This is a genomic window from Nitrobacter sp., assembly GCF_047149785.1.
Lineage (GTDB): Bacteria > Pseudomonadota > Alphaproteobacteria > Rhizobiales > Xanthobacteraceae > Nitrobacter.
In genome coordinates, this window is record NZ_BAAGBE010000001.1 from 1,735,093 (window position 1) to 1,755,210 (window position 20,118).

Below are 20,118 nucleotides of genomic sequence, written 5' to 3' on the forward strand. Positions count from 1 at the left end.
CAACCGCGGATCGCAAACCATTGAGCGAACCCAAAAATATTCGGGTTGCCGTTTTGACGGGTCGCCGGAGCAGCGCTTCCCGCCGTTCGGACCGTGACGTGCGATGCGAGGTCCCCCCGCTCAAGCCCGTCCGGCGGCCATTGTCGTCGGTCCTGGCTTGGTAAACACCCGGTAAATGCCGATGCGTATATTAAGCGTCGGCGCCAATATTATCTTCGAAGGTTTCCCCTAGCGTCTGCCGGAAGCAAGATCACGGCGCGGCGACGCGCGCGTGATCTCGCAATCCGTGCATGGGGGTTGGGGACATGGTCGATATTGTCAATTGGGCTCCGGTGCGCCGCTCGTCTGCGCGAGGGTTCGCGGCGCGCACCCCCCAGACCGCAACACGATGTGACGCCTCAGCGCTCGCGTCGATCAGCATCGACCAATGGCGAACGCTTGCCGACCGCGCGGTCGAGCCCAATGCCTATAATCTCGCCGACTGGGAATTGCCGCTCGACGCAACGGCGCGCGACCGGACCAATGCCTCCGCGCTGACGGCACGCGCCGACGTGTCATCCGCCAACCCCGATGCCGGCGCGCTCATCGGCCTGATTCCGGTCATCTCCGCCTGGAGAGCCTACCGGATTCCGCTTCCCGTTCTGGTCAGCGCCGATCCCTATGGAACGCTGAGCACTCCGCTGCTCGATCGTGACTTTCCGAATGAAGCCGCCGCCATGCTGTTGCGCAAGGCTCGCGCCATCGGCCGGCACGCGCTGATCCTGCGCAACGTCGCGCTCGACGGCGCCGCCATGAAAGCGCTCACCGCGGCGCTGGACCACGACGGCATCAGGCCGCATCTGCTACAGACCCAAGTGCGAGCCTGTCTCGACGCGACGCAGGACGCCGACGACCTGCTGCGCGACGCGCTCGGCGTCAAGAAGCTGAAAGAGCTGCGCCGGCAGCGCAATCGCCTTGCGGAGCAAGGCGAGGTTTCGTTTCAGGTCGCGCGCGCGCCCGGCGATGTCGTGCCGGCGCTCGAAACGTTCCTTGAACTGGAAGCCAGCGGCTGGAAAGGGAAACGGGGCACCGCGTTGCTCCAGCACGACGGGGATGCGGCCTTCATCCGCCGCGCGGGCCCGTCGCTGGCCGAGCGAGGCCAATGTGAAATCGTGACCCTGCGCGCGGGCACGACGCCAGTGGCCGCAGCCATCGTGTTGCGCCATCAGGATCGCGCATTCTATTTCAAGCTTGGCGTGGATGAGAATTTCGCAAAGTTTTCGCCCGGCGTGCAGTTGACGCTCGACCTCACGCGGCATCTTTGCGCCGACACGACAATTGCGACGGCTGACTCGACGGCCGCCCCGGATCATCCGATGATAAATCCGATCTGGCGCGGCCGGCTTGCGATCGGCGATGTGCTGATCCCGCTTCGCCGCCGCAGTCACGTCGTTCCGCTCGCTAGGGCGGCGCTGGCCCTGCGCCAATCGATACGCGAATCCGCGCGCCGCGTCGCCCATATCATCCGCAAGCGTCGGGAAAGAAACACATGAGCGTCTCCGAACCGGCGCCGGTCATCACCGCGGCCGACGATGCGCTGCGACGCGACTTCCCGCTCAAGCCGTTCGCGATCCGGCACGCTCTTGCGGGACATCCGCTGCTGACGCTGCCGCGCATCGCGCAACTGGCTGCCGAGCTGCCGCGCGACCTGATCGAGTACAATTCCGGCAAGGTGGCGATCAGCCAGGACCCCGATGCGATTCCCGCGATCGACCTCGATCCGATCGAGGTGGTGAAGCGGATCGAGACCGCCGGCGCCTGGATGGTGTTGAAGCGCGTGGAGAACGCGCCGGAGTATCGTCGCCTGATCGAGGATGCGCTGCTTTCGGTCGCGCGCGCCCGCGGCTTCGACAGCCTGCGCGCCGCCGGATTCGAGCAGATCGAGGGCTTCCTGTTTGTCTCGTCGCCGAATTCGACCACGCCGTTCCATCTCGATAGCGAGGACAATTTTTTCGTCCAGATCCACGGCGAAAAGTTCTTCACGATCTACGACAACAGCGACCGCAGCCTCGTCTCCGACCACGAGATCGAGCGTTCGATGACGAAACACCGCAACCTGAAATTCGACGCGAGCTTCGCGCCGCGCGGCATCGAATTCCACATGTTCGGCGGCGACGGCTGCTTCGTGCCTTACCAGTGGCCGCATTGGGTGCGCACAGCCGGGTCGCACTCGATCTCGATGGCGATCACCTGGAAAACGCGCGAGGTGCGCCGCTTCAACGATTTGCATTTTTTCAATTCGATGCTGCGCGGCATCGGCTGGCCGCAAAAGCCGCCGGGTGTGCAACCCGCGTTCGACGCGGCCAAGCTGGCGTTCTATCGCGCGGGCACTGCGGCGGTCAGGCCGCTGCGCGGCTCGATGACGATGCGGCGGATCCTGCGCCGCATCGCGCTCGGCAAGCGGGCGAACTATTATCTCAAAGACGCCTAGAGCCTTTCCGCTTCTGATGGAATCAGAAGCGGGGCTCTATGATTTTGATTTGACGCGTTTTCTTTACGCGAACCGGTAGCCACTTCGCTTGAAAACGCCCTAGCTATTCCGCCCGAGGACATGCTTCGCTTGAAAACGCTATAGCCGGCCGGGCTCGGCAGCTCGCCGGGTCCGACTCTTGCCGTCGCGATGCCAGGAAGGCTCGTCCGGGCAGGACTGCCCCCTGTCATCGCCGTGGCGACCTGTGGTATGGATCGTCTCCGTCGAACCGCACGAGGCCGCCGATTGTCGGGCATTTCACTCTACACGCTGTCGGTCTGGGTGCTGCCGCTCGTCATCGCGATCACCTTTCACGAAGCCGCGCACGGATTTGTCGCGCACCGGCTGGGTGACAACACCGCCTGGCAGCTCGGCCGCGTCAGCTTCAATCCGCTGAAACATATCGATCCCTTCGGTACCGTGATGTTGCCGGGGATTCTGCTGCTGTCGCACGCGCCGTTCCTGTTCGGCTACGCAAAGCCGGTACCGGTGAATTTCCGCAACCTGAGCCATCCCCGCATCGACATGGTCTGGGTGGCGCTCGCCGGCCCCGCCACCAACATCCTGCTGGCGCTGGCCGCGGCCCTGGCATTTCACGGGCTCGGCCTGATTCCGGCCGACGGCGCCCGGTGGGTCGCCGACAACCTGCAGAACGCGCTGATCATCAACGTCATTCTCGCTGTGTTCAACATGCTGCCGATCCCGCCGCTGGACGGCGGTCGGGTCGCGGTCGGGTTGCTGCCGAATGCCCTCGCCATCCCGCTCTCCCGCCTCGAACCCTACGGACTGCTGATCCTGATAGGCGTGCTCCTGCTGCTTCCGATGCTCGGCAGCCAGCTCGGTCTCAATCTTGACGTGATCTCCTCCATCGTGAGAACAGTCACCGGTTATGTGATACAGCTTCTGCTGCTGATCACCGGCAATATATAAAAGGCGTTGCAAGGGGCGTAGTCAGTTGATCAAAGCACAGGACAAAATGATTGCAAGGCGCGCCGACACCAAGGCGCGCGCCGACTTCGCGACCTGGAAGATGATGACGAAACTCAATGGCACGTCGTCGCTGCCGGCCGAAGCCCTGGCATTCCTTTCAAGCTACGGGAATCTTCTCGAGAAGATGCCGGAGGCGGAGGCGAGCGAGGCCACCATCGTCCTGATTTACAACGACTACTATGCGGAGATGGGCGGCACCGGCACGCCGCCGGACATCAAGTCGGTGCCGAAAGATCCGATCGTGGAACTCGATAACGTCACCGCCTTCAGACGGCCCGAGGCTCAACAGCCGCAGACCAGAAATTCGGGGGCGAAGGCAAAACCGCGCTTGCCGGTCGCGCTGATCTTCACCCTGCTCATCGTGATTTACGTCGGCATCCGCTATTATTTCTTGCGATAAGCAAGGCGACGCAGCGGTGTCTCGCCGGCCGGGATGACCTCTCGGCCTCTGCGACGTCGCCCCCTGCGAAGTCAGCCCTTGTTCTTCACGCGGAAAACCACCGGCAGGGTAAAGCTCAATCCCTCGTCCGCTATCAGCGGCGGCGGCGGCGGCACCGGATCCGAGCGGTGCAACATCGCGAGTGCGGCTTGATCGAACACCGGATCGCCCGATCCCTTCACGATGGAAGCCGAAACGATATGGCCTAGGCGATCAAGCACGAAGTTGACGAGAATCCGCGCGCTCTTCTGCGTGCGCTCGGGCGGATAGCGCTTGTGCTTGTCGAGATGGGCGACCAGTTCCTTTTGCCAGGTGGCGCGGATGCGACGGTCGCTCGTGCCGGTGCCTTGCTGCGGCGCGACCGAACGCTCCGATTCCGGCGCGTGTTCGACGCTCGGCATCGCGGTCGCCTCTGCCGCCACCGATTCCTGCGAGGCGGACGTCTGCACCGCCGCCTTCTCGGGATCGTCTTTGACCGGCTTCTTCGAGTCGTTCTCGGTGACGATCCGATCCGGATCGTCGGTCTCGGTCGGCTTATCCTTGGGCAGATCGGTTTCCTTCACGACCGCCTTCTGCTCGGCAAGCGCGGGCGACGCCACCGACGCGTCGGTGTCCGGTCCGGGCGGAAGGTCCATCGCCTCGCGATGCGGCGAGGCCAGGTCAAGCCCGATCTCGATCGCCGGCGCGCCGAGATCGTCGTCGGACTCGTCGGGCCGCATGTGAGCTATCGCCAGCGCCACGCAACCGAGATGGATAGCGAGCGCGGCGACCGCTGAGAAAACCCAGAGACGGCGGGACGGCGAGGACTCTGCGATGATCTCTGGCATGGTTCAAGGCTTTGTATTGTTCGCCTTCGGAACGGACTGGGCATCGGGGACGCCCTCGAGCGCCACCAGCTTGATTTTCGTGTAGCCGCCCGCGCGCAATATCTCCAGCACATCCATCAGATCGCCGTAAGGCACCGCGCGATCCGCGCGCAGGAAGATGAAACTGTCCTTGGTCATGTCGGGCGTATTATCGAGGGTCCTGACCAGATCGACCCGCTTGACGAGAGTTTCTCCGATCGCGACCGCAAGATCGGCCTTGATGCTGACGTAGGTCGGCTTGTCCGGCTTCTTTTGCGGGGTCGCGCTCGACGTCGGCAGGTTGACCGGCAGATCGACGGTCGACAGCGGCGCAGCCACCATGAAGATAATGAGGAGGACCAGGATGACGTCGATGAACGGCGTGACATTGATCTCGTGCGCCTCGGCGTACTCCTCGTCGTCGTCAAAGCCGCCTTCCGCAATCGATGCGCCCATCGCCTACCGCCTACTCCGCAGCGCGCGAGTGCGCGCCGCCAATGGAACTGCCATGGGTCCGGTCGAGGTCGCGCGACAGCAATCGCCCGGCAGACCCCGATGCGCGGCCGACCAGTTCGATGTAGCCTTTCGTCACACGCGCGAAGTGATTGTAGATGATGACCGCCGGGATCGCCGCGACGAGGCCGAGCGCGGTCGCAAGCAGCGCTTCGGCGATGCCGGGCGCGACCACGGCGAGGTTGGTGGTCTGCGCCTTCGAAATGCCGATGAAACTGTTCATGATGCCCCAGACGGTGCCGAACAGGCCGACGAAAGGCGACGTCGCGCCGATGGTCGCGAGCAGCCCCATGCCGAGCCGGATGCGCCGCGACTCCGCGCGGACGATTTCGGCGAAGCTCGACGCCGCCCTTTCCTTGATGCCGGCGTCGCTGGATATTCCGGCCGACAGCCGCGCCTCGTGCATCGCCGCCGCCAGCAGCGATGCCAGCACGCCGTTCCTGGCGCCGAGCGCCATCTGCGCTTCCGCCAGCGAGCGCGCCTCGCTGATTTTCGTCAGCGCCGCCCCGAGGTTACGGCGCGCCAGCGACAGTTCGACCATTTTCGCGATGCAGATCGTCCAGGTCACCAGCGAGGCGAACGCAAGACCGATCATCACAAACTTGACCAGAATGTCCGCCGACAGAAACATCGACCACGGCGACAGTTCGTGAGGCGTCGTCTCCGCCTTCAGCGGGTTGATGGCCGTCGCGCTCGAAGCGGACGCGGCATCGGCGGCAGGCTGTTGCGATATCGCGGGGGGCGTTGATGCCGGCGTCTGGACCGGAGAGGCGACCGGCGCTGACGGCTCCGGGATCTGCTGGGCGGCGGACGGAGACGACACCCCGGACGGCGGCGGCGCGGCAGTTGTGTTCTGCTGTGCGGCTACGGGCGACGCCAGCGACGCAAACGTCAACGCGGCAGCCATCGGCAGAACTCTTAGAACTATTCTAAACATTGGCTGCTCATACCTCGGCCCAATAGCGGATGAGATTGTGATAGATGCCCGTCAATTTGACCGTTTCAGGATCATCTCGCCCGAGACGTTCGACAAGATTTTGAATCGCCGTGTCCAAGTCGAAGATCAGGCTGCGCGCGCGGTCATCCCGTACCATGCTCTGAAGCCAAAAAAAAGACGCTACGCGGATGCCCCGCGTCACCGGCGTGACCAGATGAAGGCTGGACGCCGGGTAAAGGACAAGATCGCCGGCCGGCAGCTTGATTTCATGCGAACCGTAGTTGTCTTCGACCACCAGTTCGCCGCCGTCGTAGTCGTCCGGTTCCGATAAAAACAACGTGACCGACAGGTCGGTTCGAATGCGCAGGCCCGTCAAACGATCGCCGCGCACGGCGTTGTCGACGTGAACGCCGAAATGATGTCCGTCCGATGCGACGTAGCGGTTGAACAGCGGCGGGAAAATCTGCAGCGGGATCGCCGCCGAGATAAAGCGCGGATTCGCCGTCAGCGCCGAAATGATCCGGTTGCCGAGCGCTCGCGCCACCTCGCTGTCCGGCGGCAACTGCTCGTTCTTCTTGACCAGCGCCGACTGGGCGCCGGCAGTGGAACGGCCATCCTCCCATTTGGCCGCGTCCATGACGCGGCGGAAATCGGCCACGTCATCCTTTTTCAATACGCCGGGGACGCAGATCAACATGTCTTCCTCACGCCCATGTCCGACCCGGCCCGGACCTCAGCCGGAACCGGACATGTTTCGTGTCATCCCCCTCGCCCCGTCGGCGCTATCACGCTCTAGAACTTCGCGCTGACGACGAGATAGCCGGCGCGTCCCGGCGCAACCTGCACGAACGGGGCCGCACTTTGATAGAGCGCGTCGTAATAGAGCTTGTTGAAGATGTTGTTCACGTAGAGCTTGACCGTGATGTTCTTGTCGATCTTGTGCTCGACGAAGGCGTCGAAGCGCCAGTAGCTCGGTAGCGACGTGCCCTGGTTGGCCGCAAGCAGGGTGCCGCCGTAGATCTTGGAGCGATAGGTCGCCTGACCCCCGACCTCCCAGTCGTCCGCGATTTGATACTTCGTGAGGATGTTGAACGACTGATGCGCAATGTTGGCGAGTTTCAATCCGACGTTCGATGAATAAAGCGCGAGATTGGGCGGCAGCACGTTCGACTTGAGTATCTTCGAGTCCATCAGCACCAGGCCGCCGAACACGCTCCACTTGTCGGTGATCTTGCCGGCGGCTTCCAGATCGATGCCCTGGATGCGATAGGCGGCGCCGGCGACGATGGTGTTGGCGACGCCGTTCACGGTGCCGACTTCGCGCGCGTTATCCTTCTCTGTCTGGAATAATGCGGCGGTCAGCAACAGGCGCCGGTCGAACAGCTCCCACTTGGTGCCAACTTCGGCCCCCTTGTTGCGTTCGGGACCGAACGCCTGGCCGAGATTGGTGAAATCCGGCCCGCCGTAAGAGGCGCTCGACGCATCGAGTTCGGCGCCGATCGGATTCGAGGATGTCGCATAGGCCGCATAAACGCTGGCATACGGCAGCGGCTTGACCACGATCCCGCCGTTGTAGTTGACGAGGCCGGAATCGAGGGCGCTCTGGCTGTTGTTGGCATGGTTGAACGCTGAATAGTCGTAATCGTCATAGCGCACGCCGCCGTTGAGGATGAGGAAGTCGTTATAGTTGGCGGTTTCGATCAGATACGCGCTCTTGGTATCGACGGTCGCATTGAGCGGCGTGCCTGCCAGCGTCGCGCCCGAGAAGTCCGAATACGTGATGCTGGACGGATCGCCGTAAGGGTTGTTGTAAGGTACGAGCACCGCGCCGCTGCTGCTCTGCAACCCGCTCTGGCTCAGAGCCTCCGAGGTCAGGCCGGCATACTTGTCGATCGACACCTGCTCGCGGGAGAATTCCGCGCCGACGACGGCCGTGTGCCTGAACGGACCGGTATCGAACTTGAAGGTCGCGTCGCTCTGGTTGGCGAGTACGTTGACGGTCTGATAGCGACTCTGCGCGTTGAGCTGCACATAGAGCGGGTTGCTGGCATTTGGAAACGTTGCGGGAGGGAAAGTCTTGACGTTCGGCGCTTCGGCGATCGTGCCGATGTAGTTCAGGATGGATCGTTCCGCGCGGAAGCGGTTATTGAGCGTGATGTTGTCGTTGACCTTGAGTTCGCCCTGGACCGTTCCGATGTCCTGCCTGACTTTCTGGAAATCCCGGTCGAGCGAGCCGTACCAGGTGTTGCGCGGCACGCCGCTGTCGGTGACAGGCCGGTTGTTCACCCGATCCCATGGCACGCCAAAGTCCGGGGTGCCGTTCAGATCGGTGTGAATGTAGTTTGCCAGAACCTTGACGTTGTCGGTCGGCGTCCACTTGACGGCGGCAAAACCGCCGTAGCGGTAGTCGGTCGTGAAGTCCCTTCCCGCGACCCTGGCGCCCTGCGCCAATCCGCCGGCGCGGATCGAGAGCGTCGGACTGATGACCTGGTTGACATCGAAGGTGATCCGGCGGGTGGCGTCGGTGCCGAACTCGCTCCTGGCATTGTAGAAATTGCGGTCACCGGCCTGCTTGGTCACGATATTGATGCCGCCGCCAGCGGTGCCCCGACCGGCATAGCTGGACGCGGGCCCGCGAAGGATTTCGACCTGCTCGGTGAAGAAGTTCTCGCGGACGCTGACCGCTGGATCGCGGATACCGTCCACGAAGATGTCGTTGCGGGCATCGAAACCACGGATGAAGAAACGGTCGCCGAAAGCGTTGCCGCCCTCGCCCGATCCCAGCGTGACGCCGGCGGTGCTGCGTCCGATTTCCCGGAGCGAGGTCGCGTTCTTGTCTTCGAGCACGTCCTTTGTAAGGACAGTGATGGTCTTCGGCGTGTTGACCAACGGCTCGGTGAACTTGCCGGATTGCACGCGCGTGGCCTGATAGGGCGCGTCGGGGTTGGCATAGGGATCGGCATCAGGCGACGCCAACTGTCCCGCGTTCGGATACGGCACCGGCGCGGCCTGGGGCGGCTGGGTGCGGCGCGCCGCATGGCGCAACGCCGTACGCGCCCGGACGTGGTCCGCCGTGGGCTTTGACGCAGCATGATGCGGGCGAACGACCGGGGCATCGATCGTCACCGGCGGGAGGCTGGGTTGCTGCGCTTCGGCGGAGGAGAAGGAGGCAACCGCAATGAGACTTGCAACGGCGGAGACCTTGCCGGCGGAGCTGACGTCAAACGGCTTGTCGATCGAGTCGGCCGCTGCGATTGTCCGCAACGATCTCGGCATCCTTGCATTGCTCATGAAGTCCCCCAATAAAACGGGCAATTGGCGCAATTGACGCTGCGCGGATTTGCCACATTGGGAGCGATACCGATCTGGATTTTGGGGGTCAATGTGATTTGATGAAATAGCGGCGTTTGGCTTTTTGAATATGTCTAAATCATAGCGATTCTAAATTGTTCGACCGATCCGGCGCGGACGTTTGTGCTTAATCCTCTTGACTGCGCTGTATTTGAAACGCTTCCGCTCGCCGGAGCGCGACGACGCATCAATCGGCGCTCGGCGGTTTCATGAGCGAAAGCATTTCGTCGACGGTCTTTTGCGCGACGCTCCGGATGCGGTCCGTATCGTCCGTCCCGGCGATGTTGACCTGCCGCACCACGGCTTTTATCTCGTCGCGGAAATCGGTGAGAAAACGGAGCGGGTCGGGAGAACTGTTGGCCACGCGCGCGATCAAACCCGTAATCATGATCTGGCAGGCCATCATCCGGCCATTCAGTTCGTCCATCGCTCACTCCCTTTTGCGTCTCCGGCAGCGCCACGACGCTGTGCCATGGAAGAAGAAGTCTCGGGCGACAATCCGGGGATTGCACGTAAGCTCGCGACGTGAAGCAGGCAATCGTTATTCGATCGCAATATCGGTCGCATTTTCGGCGGAGCGCTTGGTTTCGGAGCCGCTCTTGAGGCGACGCTTGACGTCGCGAAGGACCTCAAGACTCGCTTCAATGGTGCTCGCCGGCATTCCCTGCAAGACATCCGCGGCGATGGAGTCGCGCAGGCTGTCCAGCTCGTCGACGAACAGGCGTCCCGCCTCGGTCAAGAACAAGCGGTTGGCCCGGCGATCCCGCGGATCCGGTCGGCGCTCCAGAAGGCCCTGATCGACAAGCCGGTCAAGCAGGCGGACCAGCGAGATCGGCTGCAATTCGAGGACTTCGGCGAGATCAACCTGCGACAACCCTTCCTTCTGGCGGAGCTGAAACAGCACGATCCACTGAGCCCGCGTGGTCCCGCGGCCCTTGGCGCGGACGTCGATATAGTTGCGCAGCAGACGCGAACTTTCGATCAATTGCGCGACGAACTGACGTTTGAGATCGGTGGACATCGGCTGCGCAGGGTCCAAAGTTTTCCAATTGTTTAGGATTCTCAAGGAATGGTGTGTTTACACATAATATGCACACATATATCTACGGCCGTCCGGACAATTTTTGAAGTCCCGATTTTCCAGTGCCAGAGCCAATGTCCCGGTCGCGAATTCTTCGTTGGACGTCCCTTGTCGTCGTGATCGCCCTGGCGGGCGGCGGTTACGCGCTTTGGCGACGTGGAGGGAGCGAACATAACGGCGCGGATAAAGCCGACGCCGCGACGGCCAGGCCGGTTCCCGTCAGCATCGCAACCGTAGAACGACGCGATTTCCCGATCTATCTGACCGGACTCGGGACGGTTCAGGGTTTCAATACCGTCGTGGTGCGGACCCGTGTCGACGGCCAGATCGACCGGATCGCCTTCAAGGAGGGCCAACTGGTCCAGAAGGGCGACCTGCTCGCCCATATCGATCCGCGCCCTTTACAGGCCGCGCTCGATCAGGCCAAGGCCAAGAAGAGGCAGGACGAAGCCAATCTGGCCAACGCCAGCCTCGACCTGCAACGTTATACCAAGCTCGGCGAATTCGCGACGCGGCAGCAGACCGACACCCAGCGATCCACCGTGCAGCAGCTCACCGCCCAGATCGCGGCGGACGAAGCCGCGATTTCCAACGCACAGACCCAGCTCGACTACACCAGCATCCGCGCGCCGATTGCGGGCGTTACCGGCTTCCGTCTGGTTGATCAGGGCAACATCGTCAACGCCTCGACGCAGACCGGCATCGTCACCATCGCGCAGATCGAGCCGATCGCCGTGATTTTCACCGCTCCGGAAGGGCAGCTCCCGCAGATCAAGGACGCCCTCGCCGCCGGATCGCCGAAGGTGATCGCGTACTCCACCGACGGCAAGCGAATCCTGTCGCGGGGAACGCTGATGCTGATCAACAATCAGGTTGATACAACAAGCGGAACAATCCGGCTCAAGGCGGTGTTTGACAACAAGGACCACGCGCTCTGGCCCGGACAGTCGGTCTCGACCCGGCTGCTGGTGTCTACCCTGAAGGATGCCGTCGTCGTTCCCGACGACGCCGTCAAGCACGGAACCGAAGGGCTGTATGCCTATTCCGTCAATACGGCGAACAAGGCGGAGCTTCGCAAGATCAAGATTGGCAAGTCTATCGATGGCCAGACCGTCGTCGAGGACGGGTTGGCTCCGGGAGAACGTGTTATCGTCGCCGGACAATATCGGGTTCAACCGGGATCGGCGGTGACCACGACGGTCGCGGAATCCGAACCGTCCGACGGCAAGGCCCCTAAATGAACGGCAGCATTTCCGCACCGTTTATTCGCTACCCCGTCGCAACGTCGTTGCTGATGGCCGGCATTCTGTTCGTCGGTCTGGTGGCGTTTCCGCTGCTCCCGGTGGCGCCCCTGCCGCAAGTCGATTTCCCCACGATCCAGGTCCAGGCGAACCTGCCCGGCGCGAGCCCCGAAACCATGGCGTCGTCGGTTGCGCAGCCGCTCGAGCGGCAAATGGCGCAGATTCCCGGCATCGCGCAGATGACCTCGACCAGTTCGATCGGCTCGACCGCCATCACCATCCAGTTCGATCTCAATCGCAACATCGACGGCGCGGCCAACGACGTTCAGGGCGCCATCAACGCCGCCGGCGGCCAGTTGCCGAAAAATCTTCCGAGCCCGCCGACCTATCGCAAGGTCAATCCCGCCGACTCGCCGATCATGCTGTTGTCGGCGACATCCGATACCCTGCCCCTGACGACGGTGAGCGACGACACCGACGCCCAGATGGCGCAGCAGATCAGCCAGATTTCCGGCGTCGCGCAAGTCTTCGTCGGCGGCCAGCAGAAGCCCGCCATCCGTATCCAGATCGATCCGGCGAAGCTCGTCGCGAAGGGCCTGTCGCTCGAGGACATCCGCAACCAGATCACCCTGACGACGGTCAACGCCCCCAAAGGCAGCATCGACGGCGGCACGCGCAGCTATACGATCTATGCCAACGACCAGTTGACCGCATCGAAGGACTGGAACGACGTCATCATCGCCTATCGCAACGGCGGTCCCTTGCGCATCCGCGACATCGGCCGGGCGGTATCGGGTCCCGAAGACAACAAGCGCGCGGCGTGGGCCGACGGAAAGCGCGGCGTGTTCCTCGTCATCTTCAAGCAGCCCGGCGCCAACGTCATCGACACGGTCGACCGGATCAAGGCGGAACTGCCCAAGCTGATCGCGACGATCCCGCCCGCGATCAAGATCAAGATCATCAGCGACCGCACCACCACCATTCGCGCCGCGGTCGAGGACGTCCAGATCACGCTGCTCATCACCATCTGCCTCGTCGTGATGGTGATCTTCCTGTTCTTGCGCAGTTTCTGGGCCACCGTCATCCCCGCCGTCACCGTTCCCCTGGCGCTGCTCGGCGCTTGCGCGCTGATGTGGCCGTTCGGCTATTCGCTGGACAACCTCTCGCTGATGGCGCTCACGATCTCGGTCGGCTTCGTCGTCGACGACGCCATCGTCATGCTTGAAAACATCAGCCGTTACATCGAGGAAGGCGAGACGCCGATGGCGGCGGCGCTGAAGGGCGCGGGCGAGATCGGCTTCACCATCATGTCGATCAGCATTTCGCTGGTCGCGGTGCTGATCCCGCTGCTGTTGATGGGCGGCATTATCGGGCGGCTGTTCCGCGAATTCGCGGTGACGCTGGCGATGGCGATTTTGGTGTCGCTGCTCGTGTCGTTGACGCTGACGCCGATGATGGCGTCGCGATTCCTGCGCAGCCAGCACGACGTCCGGCACGGCAGGCTGTACCAGATCAGCGAGCGCGGCTTCGACGCCATGCTCAACGGCTATCGCCGCGGGCTCGATCTGGTGCTGCGCTGGCGGCGGACCACGCTTCTCGTATTCTTTGTGACGCTGGGCCTGTCGATCTACCTGTTCGTCATCATCCCGAAAGGGTTCTTCCCGCAGCAGGACAACGGCATGATCCTCGGCACCTCCGAGGCGGCGCAGGACATCTCCTTCGACGAGATGAAGAAAAAGCAGGAGGAACTTGCGCGAATCGTGATGGCCGATCCGGCCGTGTACAGCGTCGCCATGTTCATCGGCGGCGGCGGCAGCGCGCTCAACAACGGACGCATGTACGTTACGCTGAAACCGCGCGAAAAGCGCGACGCCTCGGCGCAGCAGGTCATCGCGCGGCTGCGGCCCAAACTCGACAAGGTGGAAGGTGCGCGGCAGTTTCTTCAGGCGTCGCAGGACGTCCGGCTCGGCGGCCGCGCCACCCGCACGCAGTTCGAATACACCCTTCAGGATGCCAATCTTGACGAATTGAATACCTGGGCGCCGAAAGTGCTGAAAAAGCTGCAGACGCTGCCGCAACTCCGCGACGTCGCCACCGACCAGCAGACCAACGGCACCACGCTGACGCTCACGGTGGATCGCGACGCCGCGTCCCGTTACGGCATCGCGCCGCAGCTCATCGACGACACGCTCTACGACGCCTTCGGACAGCGGCAGGTCGCGCAGTACTTCACCCAGCTCAACAGCTATCACGTGATCCTTGAAATCCTTCCCGAGTTGCAGGGCAAGGTCGACACGCTGGACAAGATCTATGTGAAATCGCCGCTCACCGGCGAACAGGTTCCGCTCTCGGTTTTCGCCAAGTGGACGACGGTGCCGGTGCGGCCGCTCTCGATCAGCCACCAGGGCCAGTTTCCGGCGATCACCATCAGCTTCAACCTCGCGCAGGGCGTCGCGCTGGGACAGGCCACCGATGCCGTGCAGAACGCCATGCGCCAGCTCGGCACGCCGGCCACGCTCAACGGCAGCTTCCAGGGCACCGCGCAGGCCTTCCAGCAATCGCTCGGCACCGTGCCGCTGCTGATCCTGGCCGCGCTCGTCGTGGTGTACCTGATCCTCGGCATCCTCTACGAGAGCTACATCCACCCGATCACCATTCTGTCGACGCTGCCGTCGGCGGGTGTCGGCGCGCTCGCGACGCTGATGCTGTTCGGCTACGACTTCAGCCTGATCGCGCTGATCGGAATCATTCTCCTGATCGGCATCGTCAAGAAGAACGGCATCATGATGGTCGACTTCGCGATCGCGGCGGAGCGCGAGGAGCATCTGTCGCCGGAGGAATCCATCCGCAAGGCCGCCCTGCTCCGCTTCCGCCCCATCATGATGACGACCATGGCCGCGATGCTGGGAGGCGTGCCGCTAATGCTCGGCACCGGCACCGGCGCGGAAATCCGTCAGCCGCTGGGCTACGCGATGGTCGGCGGATTGCTGGTCAGCCAGGCGCTGACGCTGTTCACCACGCCGGTGGTCTATCTCTACCTCGACCAGTTTTCCAACTGGCTGTCCGGCTGGGGACGCGCAGGCGCCTCGGGCGGCGGTCGCGACCTGTCGGGCAATGCCTCCGTCAAGGAAGCTGCCGAATAGCGCCGTCTCGACGGCCGCAACAGGCTCGCGGATACCCGCTCCAACAGGACTGGACCGCGAACGTCGACACGGCTATATCACGCGGACAAATCGCCCGATTTGCTTTTCGGCGCTCCCGGAACACCTCCGGAAAAAGCGCCGTAAAAGTCGCCTCGGTGGGGAATGGTGTAACGGTAGCACAACAGACTCTGACTCTGTTTGTCTAGGTTCGAATCCTAGTTCCCCAGCCACTCCTTCGTACACGATCGATAGGCAGGCTTCGGTGCAGCGCGATTGCTCTCGATCCGAGCCGACGAAGTGCTATCGCCTGCGGTCACGGCCGCCCGAGGGTCGAAACTCTTTCGGAGACGCGACAGCCGCAGAGGTCATAGCGGTAAACAAATCCTTAAACCGTGTCGGCGGCAGCCGGCCGGTTCCCGTTGTGCATGGCTGATCTGCCTGTACTCCTTTCCGCCCGGTTTAACAGTTTCTTGCAATAACCCATGAGATCATCGGGACCGCAGCAGCACAAGACACAAGAAATGTGGTTCTCAAAATGCTTCCTTCGACTCCCACCAGTTCATTCGGGCGCGTGATTTCGGTACGCGGATCACAGGCTCGCGTCGGCATTCTGCAGACAGGCCGCATGTCGCCCGCGGCGGCGCGGGCCACCGTCGGCCGGTTCATCAGCCTGCGCAGCATGACCTCGACCATCGTTGCCATGATCACCGAGGTATCCTGCGAGCATTTGCCGTCCTCGAACGAATTCATCGCCAGCGCCTCCGTCGATCTGCTTGGCGAAATCCTTGACAGTTCCGGTCCCCGTCCCCGATTCCAGCGCGGCGTCACCAACTATCCCGCGATCGACGACGCGGCCGACCTTGTCACCAACCAGGAGCTCCGCACGATCTACGCTCCCAACGGTATGGACCTGATCGATGTCGGCATGCTGCAGCAGGATCAGTCCGTCACGGCCTATGTCGACATCGAGGAAATGCTCAGCAAGCATTTCGCCGTGCTTGGTTCAACCGGCGTCGGCAAATCGAGCGGCGTTTCGCTGCTCATCAACGAGATCCTGAAGTCGCGACCCAGCCTCCGCATCTTCCTGCTCGACGTGCACAACGAATACGGCAGATGTTTCGGCGAGCGCGCGATCGTGCTCAACCCGCGCAATCTGAAATTGCCGTTCTGGCTGTTCAACTTCGAGGAAATCGTCGACGTCCTGTTCGCAGGCCGCCCCGGCGTGCCGGAGGAGCTCGATATCCTCGCCGAGGTGATCCCGATCGCGAAGGGGATCTATACGCAGTATCAGCACGCCGATCGCGTCGGCCTCAAGCGCATCGATCCCAAGAGCGTCGGCTTCACCGCCGACACGCCGGTGCCTTATCGCCTGGTCGACATGATCTCGCTGATCGACGAGCGCATGGGCAGGCTGGAGAACCGCTCGTCGCGCATCGTCTACCACAAGCTGATCTCGCGCATCGAAACCGTGCGCAACGATCCCCGCTACGCCTTCATGTTCGACAACGCAAACGTCGGCGGCGACACGATGGCCGAGGTCGTCAGCCTGTTGTTCCGCCTGCCCGCCAACGGCAAGCCGATGACCATCATGCAGCTTGCCGGCTTCCCCGCCGAGGTCGTCGATTCCGTGGTGTCGGTGCTCTGCCGCATGGCGTTCGACTTCGGACTGTGGAGCGACGGCGTCTCGCCGCTGCTGTTTGTCTGCGAGGAAGCCCACCGCTATGCGTCGGCCGACCGCAGCATCGGCTTCGGCCCGACCCGCAAGGCGATTTCCCGCATCGCCAAGGAAGGCCGCAAGTACGGAGTCTATCTTGGCCTCGTGACGCAGCGCCCGGCCGAACTGGACGCCACCATCATTTCCCAATGCAACACGCTGTTCACGATGCGCCTCGCCAACGAGCGCGACCAGGCGCTGCTGCGTTCGGCGGTCTCGGACGCGGCGGCGAACCTGCTCTCGTTCGTGCCCTCGCTCGGAACGCGCGAGGTGCTGGCCTTCGGCGAAGGCGTCGCGCTTCCCACCCGGCTGCGCTTCAAGGAAGTCCCGGCGCACCAGTTGCCGCGCAGCGAAGCCACGATCTCGACGGTGCCGTCCGCCGGCCGCGGCCACGACATGCAGTTCGTCGATGCCGTTCTCGAGCGCTGGCGGGGAGCAACCTCGCATCGCGACGTTCCCAACGATCCCGGTCTCATGGAGAGGCCGGCCGCGCGCCTGCTGGATACACCGATGCTGCAGCCCTCGCTCGGCCTCGATCCCGACCGTTTCACGCTTCTTAAAAGACCGCTGCGATAGAGCAGGCCCGGTGCGGGCGAAACCGGCAACCGTTGCCGAACCGGATGGCGAACGCCACCGACATGCGGTCCGATGACGTGTCCTCTCCCATGGACGGCAGCCGAAGCTGCGTCGGCCATCCGACGCCGGCCATGGCGACTTTTTGTGTGAGGACCGCGCGCGCCGTGATATAGAACGCGCTGGAGCTTGCGGACCGGGCGGCCTCCCATGGGAATACAGCGGCCAAAGATGCCGGAGGAAGAGCACGTCGTGCTCCAGTTTCGGCCACGTCACCCGCCCCGCCCCAGGAGACTGCCCGAACAACGGCCCTCGGCAAATGCCGCCGACGCCGGCTCCCCCGAAGAAGCCGGCCATTCGTCGCGTCACCCACCTGCTCCCGACCAACCGGACGACTTCCGTCACCGGATGCTCGCCAATGCGGCTGCATTTGCCTTCACGATCGCATTGACCGCCGTCGGGCTGTGGCTGGCCGTGAGCATCGCCGATTTGCGCAACACGCGCGACTGCGCCCTGACGGGACTTCAGGATTGCGCAGGCAGCGCGCCCTTCCGGAGATAGGCTGCAAGGATCAAGAGCCCTGATTCGGCTGAGGAATACGGCTCGGCGGAGCGCCCGGCACCATTGAACTCGGGACAGCGCTCCGATATATGGGCACTCGACCCCGCACGATGGGCCGGACGTTGCGGGGGCGACGCCGCCGCCGACCGCCGATACGGCGTTTATCTTCCAATGTATCAAAGGCTTAAAGATGTCCTCCACATTCGATCGGGTCGCCACCATTATCGCGGAAACCTGCGACATCCCGCGCGATACGATCACGCCCGAGAGCCACGCCATTGATGATTTGGGGATCGACAGCCTGGATTTTCTCGACATCGCATTTGCGATCGACAAGGCATTCGGGATCAAGCTTCCGCTGGAGAAGTGGACCCAGGAGGTCAATGACGGCAAGGCGACGACCGAGCAATACTTCGTCCTGAAAAATCTCAGCGCGCGCATCGACGAGCTGGTCGCCGCCAAGGGCGCCTAATCGCGCGGCCATGGATCTCGCATACTTTCACCTGATTGACCGCATCGCCGACCTCGATATAGGCACGAAAACGATCGCGGTTGAGGCCCAGGTGCCCCGGCAAAGCACGATCTTCGAGGGTCACTTCCCCGGATACCCGCTGATGCCGGGCGTTCTGTTGATCGAATCGATGGCGCAGGCGTCGGGCTGGTTGCTGATCGCCCTGATGAAGTTCGAGCGCATGCCATTTCTCGCCGCGGTCAAGGAAGCCAAGATGCGAACGTTTGTGACTCCCGGCGAACTTCTGAGCATCAAGGCGAGCATCGTTCACGAAGGCTCCGGCTACGCCATGACCCAGGCCGAAGTCAGCGTCGGCGGCAAACCGCGGTGCAACGCAACGATCACGTTCGGCCTCGCCGCCTTCCCGAACGCGGATTTGCGCGGACACATGGAGGCCATGGCCACGCGTATCGGGTTGTCCCAACACGTGATCGCTCATGGCTGAGAACCCGTCGCCTTCAAAGCCGATCGAAGCCTGGATCACCGGCATCGGGCTGGCCACGTCGCTGGGCGAAGGCATCGATGCGCACTGGGACGCGCTGGACGGACGGCGGATCAATGTCGACGACGAGGGCTTCGCGCCCTACGTGGTTCATCCGCTGGCTCCCGTCAATTTCGACGCGCAAATCCCCCGCAAGGGCGATCAGCGCCAGATGGAAGCCTGGCAGCGTATCGGAACCTACGCCGCGGGGCTGGCGCTCGATTCCGCCGGCGTCAAAGGCAACACGGACATCCTGGCGCGGATGGACATGATCGTCGCCGCAGGCGGCGGCGAACGCGACCTCGTCGTCGACGCCGGAATTCTGAACGCAGAGGCAAAGGGCAACGCCGCGCCCGGCTTTCTCAACGAACGGCTGATGAACGACCTGCGGCCGACGCTCTTTCTCGCGCAGTTGTCCAATCTTCTCGCAGGCAACATCGCCATCGTCCACGGCGTGACCGGCTCGTCGCGCACCTTCATGGGCGAAGAAGCCGCAGGCGTCGATGCGGTGCGCATCGCGCTGGCTCGTATCGCCGCCGGCCAGAGCGACATCGCGCTTGTCGGCGCAGCCCATAATGGCGAGCGCAAGGATCTGCTCCTCCTCTACGAATTCGGCGACTTCAACCTGAAAGAAAAATTCGCGCCGGTCTGGGCGCGTGAGCCGCACGGCGGTTTCGCGCTCGGATCGGGCGGCGCTTTTCTGGTGATCGAGTCCCGCCCTCACGCGGAAGCGCGCGGCGCCAAGCCGTTTGCGCGCCTGACCCATGTCGTCGCCGACCATGCCCGGCGCAAACGCTCCGGCGATATCACCTCGACGCTGGAATCGCTGTGGTCCAAGCTCGGCAGCCCCGCGGAGCGGGCCGCGATCATCACCGGCGCCACCGGCGCCGAGCCGGTCACATCAGAAGAACGCGCCTTCCTCCGCGCCCATCCGGACATCCCGGTGCGCTCGACCGGAACGATGTTCGGCCATACGCTGGAAGCGCAGTTTCCGCTGGGTCTGGCTATCGCCGCGCTGTCGCTGTCGCGCGGGGCGTTGTTCCCGCCGGACGATTCATCGGATCAGGAGATCGATATGGCCAGCCCTCCGGCCCAGATTGTCGTGATCGGAGCCGGGCACTGGCGCGGCGAAGGCATGGCGCTGGTTGAAGCGATCGGCTGAGTCGCACTAGAACCATGTCCGTTCCGATGAAACCGGAACGGGGTTCTAGATTCTTGTTTTGACGCGT

18 protein-coding genes and 1 tRNA gene are annotated in these 20,118 nt (G+C 63.1%); 12 read left to right on the plus strand and 7 right to left on the minus strand.

The genetic code is table 11. The annotated features are described in order from the left end of the window. Positions 1–305 precede the first annotated feature (305 nt). The 4 genes from ACMDCM_RS08000 to ACMDCM_RS08015 all read left to right on the plus strand — a co-directional run bounded on the left by ACMDCM_RS08000 (position 306) and on the right by ACMDCM_RS08015 (position 3,899). Positions 306–1,532, plus strand: coding sequence for a GNAT family N-acetyltransferase (locus tag ACMDCM_RS08000; RefSeq protein ID WP_412773066.1), 1,227 nt, complete (start codon positions 306–308; stop codon positions 1,530–1,532). Continuing rightward, a complete protein-coding gene (locus tag ACMDCM_RS08005) occupies positions 1,529–2,470 on the plus strand; it encodes a JmjC domain-containing protein (protein ID WP_412773067.1) in 942 nt (313 codons plus the stop codon). Before ACMDCM_RS08000 ends, ACMDCM_RS08005 begins: the two co-directional genes overlap by 4 nt. Positions 2,471–2,719: 249 nt before the next feature. Further along, on the plus strand, positions 2,720–3,439 hold the full coding sequence (locus ACMDCM_RS08010) for a site-2 protease family protein (RefSeq protein WP_412773068.1): 720 nt from the start codon (positions 2,720–2,722) through the stop codon (positions 3,437–3,439). Positions 3,440–3,464: 25 nt separating this feature from the next. Beyond that, positions 3,465–3,899 carry a hypothetical protein gene (locus ACMDCM_RS08015; RefSeq protein ID WP_412773069.1) on the plus strand — a complete coding sequence of 145 codons (435 nt, stop codon included), beginning with the start codon at positions 3,465–3,467 and terminating at the stop codon, positions 3,897–3,899. A gap of 71 nt (positions 3,900–3,970) precedes the next feature. Here the strand turns inward: ACMDCM_RS08015 and ACMDCM_RS08020 are convergent, their stop codons facing one another. The 7 genes from ACMDCM_RS08020 to ACMDCM_RS08050 form a co-directional block, all read right to left on the minus strand. Beyond that, complete coding sequence (locus ACMDCM_RS08020; protein WP_412773070.1) at positions 3,971–4,765, minus strand: TonB family protein; 795 nt, start codon at positions 4,763–4,765, stop codon at positions 3,971–3,973. A gap of 3 nt (positions 4,766–4,768) precedes the next feature. Further along, positions 4,769–5,239, minus strand: a complete 471-nt coding sequence (gene exbD, locus ACMDCM_RS08025; RefSeq protein ID WP_412773071.1) for a TonB system transport protein ExbD — start codon at positions 5,237–5,239, stop codon at positions 4,769–4,771. A 10-nt stretch (positions 5,240–5,249) separates the two neighbouring features. Further along, complete coding sequence (gene exbB / locus ACMDCM_RS08030; RefSeq protein ID WP_412773072.1) at positions 5,250–6,233, minus strand: tonB-system energizer ExbB; 984 nt, start codon at positions 6,231–6,233, stop codon at positions 5,250–5,252. A gap of 7 nt (positions 6,234–6,240) precedes the next feature. After that, positions 6,241–6,930 carry a Fe2+-dependent dioxygenase gene (locus ACMDCM_RS08035; protein ID WP_412773073.1) on the minus strand — a complete coding sequence of 230 codons (690 nt, stop codon included), beginning with the start codon at positions 6,928–6,930 and terminating at the stop codon, positions 6,241–6,243. A gap of 95 nt (positions 6,931–7,025) precedes the next feature. Then, positions 7,026–9,524, minus strand: a complete 2,499-nt coding sequence (locus tag ACMDCM_RS08040; RefSeq protein WP_412773074.1) for a TonB-dependent receptor — start codon at positions 9,522–9,524, stop codon at positions 7,026–7,028. Positions 9,525–9,771: 247 nt separating this feature from the next. Beyond that, positions 9,772–10,011 carry a hypothetical protein gene (locus ACMDCM_RS08045; RefSeq protein ID WP_011510023.1) on the minus strand — a complete coding sequence of 80 codons (240 nt, stop codon included), beginning with the start codon at positions 10,009–10,011 and terminating at the stop codon, positions 9,772–9,774. Positions 10,012–10,125: 114 nt separating this feature from the next. After that, positions 10,126–10,605, minus strand: a complete 480-nt coding sequence (locus ACMDCM_RS08050; RefSeq protein WP_412773075.1) for a MarR family winged helix-turn-helix transcriptional regulator — start codon at positions 10,603–10,605, stop codon at positions 10,126–10,128. A gap of 134 nt (positions 10,606–10,739) precedes the next feature. Here ACMDCM_RS08050 and ACMDCM_RS08055 point away from each other — a divergent pair, with 134 nt between their 5' ends. From ACMDCM_RS08055 to ACMDCM_RS08090, 8 genes are all read left to right on the plus strand, one after another. After that, complete coding sequence (locus ACMDCM_RS08055; protein ID WP_412773076.1) at positions 10,740–11,906, plus strand: efflux RND transporter periplasmic adaptor subunit; 1,167 nt, start codon at positions 10,740–10,742, stop codon at positions 11,904–11,906. Then, a complete protein-coding gene (locus tag ACMDCM_RS08060; RefSeq protein WP_412773077.1) occupies positions 11,903–15,049 on the plus strand; it encodes a multidrug efflux RND transporter permease subunit in 3,147 nt (1,048 codons plus the stop codon). The genes ACMDCM_RS08055 and ACMDCM_RS08060 overlap by 4 nt, the downstream gene beginning before the upstream one ends. A 156-nt stretch (positions 15,050–15,205) precedes the next feature. Next, positions 15,206–15,279: transfer RNA gene (locus ACMDCM_RS08065), tRNA-Gln, on the plus strand. Positions 15,280–15,584: 305 nt separating this feature from the next. Beyond that, positions 15,585–17,339 (plus strand): ATP-binding protein, encoded by a 1,755-nt coding sequence (locus ACMDCM_RS08070; protein ID WP_412773078.1) that lies wholly within the window; start codon positions 15,585–15,587, stop codon positions 17,337–17,339. Positions 17,340–17,546: 207 nt separating this feature from the next. Then, positions 17,547–17,897, plus strand: a complete 351-nt coding sequence (locus tag ACMDCM_RS08075) for a hypothetical protein (RefSeq protein WP_412773079.1) — start codon at positions 17,547–17,549, stop codon at positions 17,895–17,897. A 190-nt stretch (positions 17,898–18,087) separates the two neighbouring features. Further along, entirely contained in the window at positions 18,088–18,369 is a 282-nt protein-coding gene (locus ACMDCM_RS08080) for an acyl carrier protein (protein ID WP_011510017.1), read from the plus strand. 10 nt (positions 18,370–18,379) lie between these two features. Continuing rightward, positions 18,380–18,853: a 3-hydroxyacyl-ACP dehydratase FabZ family protein gene (locus ACMDCM_RS08085; RefSeq protein ID WP_412773080.1), complete on the plus strand. Its 474-nt coding sequence runs from the start codon at positions 18,380–18,382 to the stop codon at positions 18,851–18,853. Beyond that, a complete protein-coding gene (locus ACMDCM_RS08090) occupies positions 18,846–20,051 on the plus strand; it encodes a beta-ketoacyl-ACP synthase (RefSeq protein WP_412773081.1) in 1,206 nt (401 codons plus the stop codon). Before ACMDCM_RS08085 ends, ACMDCM_RS08090 begins: the two co-directional genes overlap by 8 nt. Positions 20,052–20,118 lie beyond the last annotated feature (67 nt).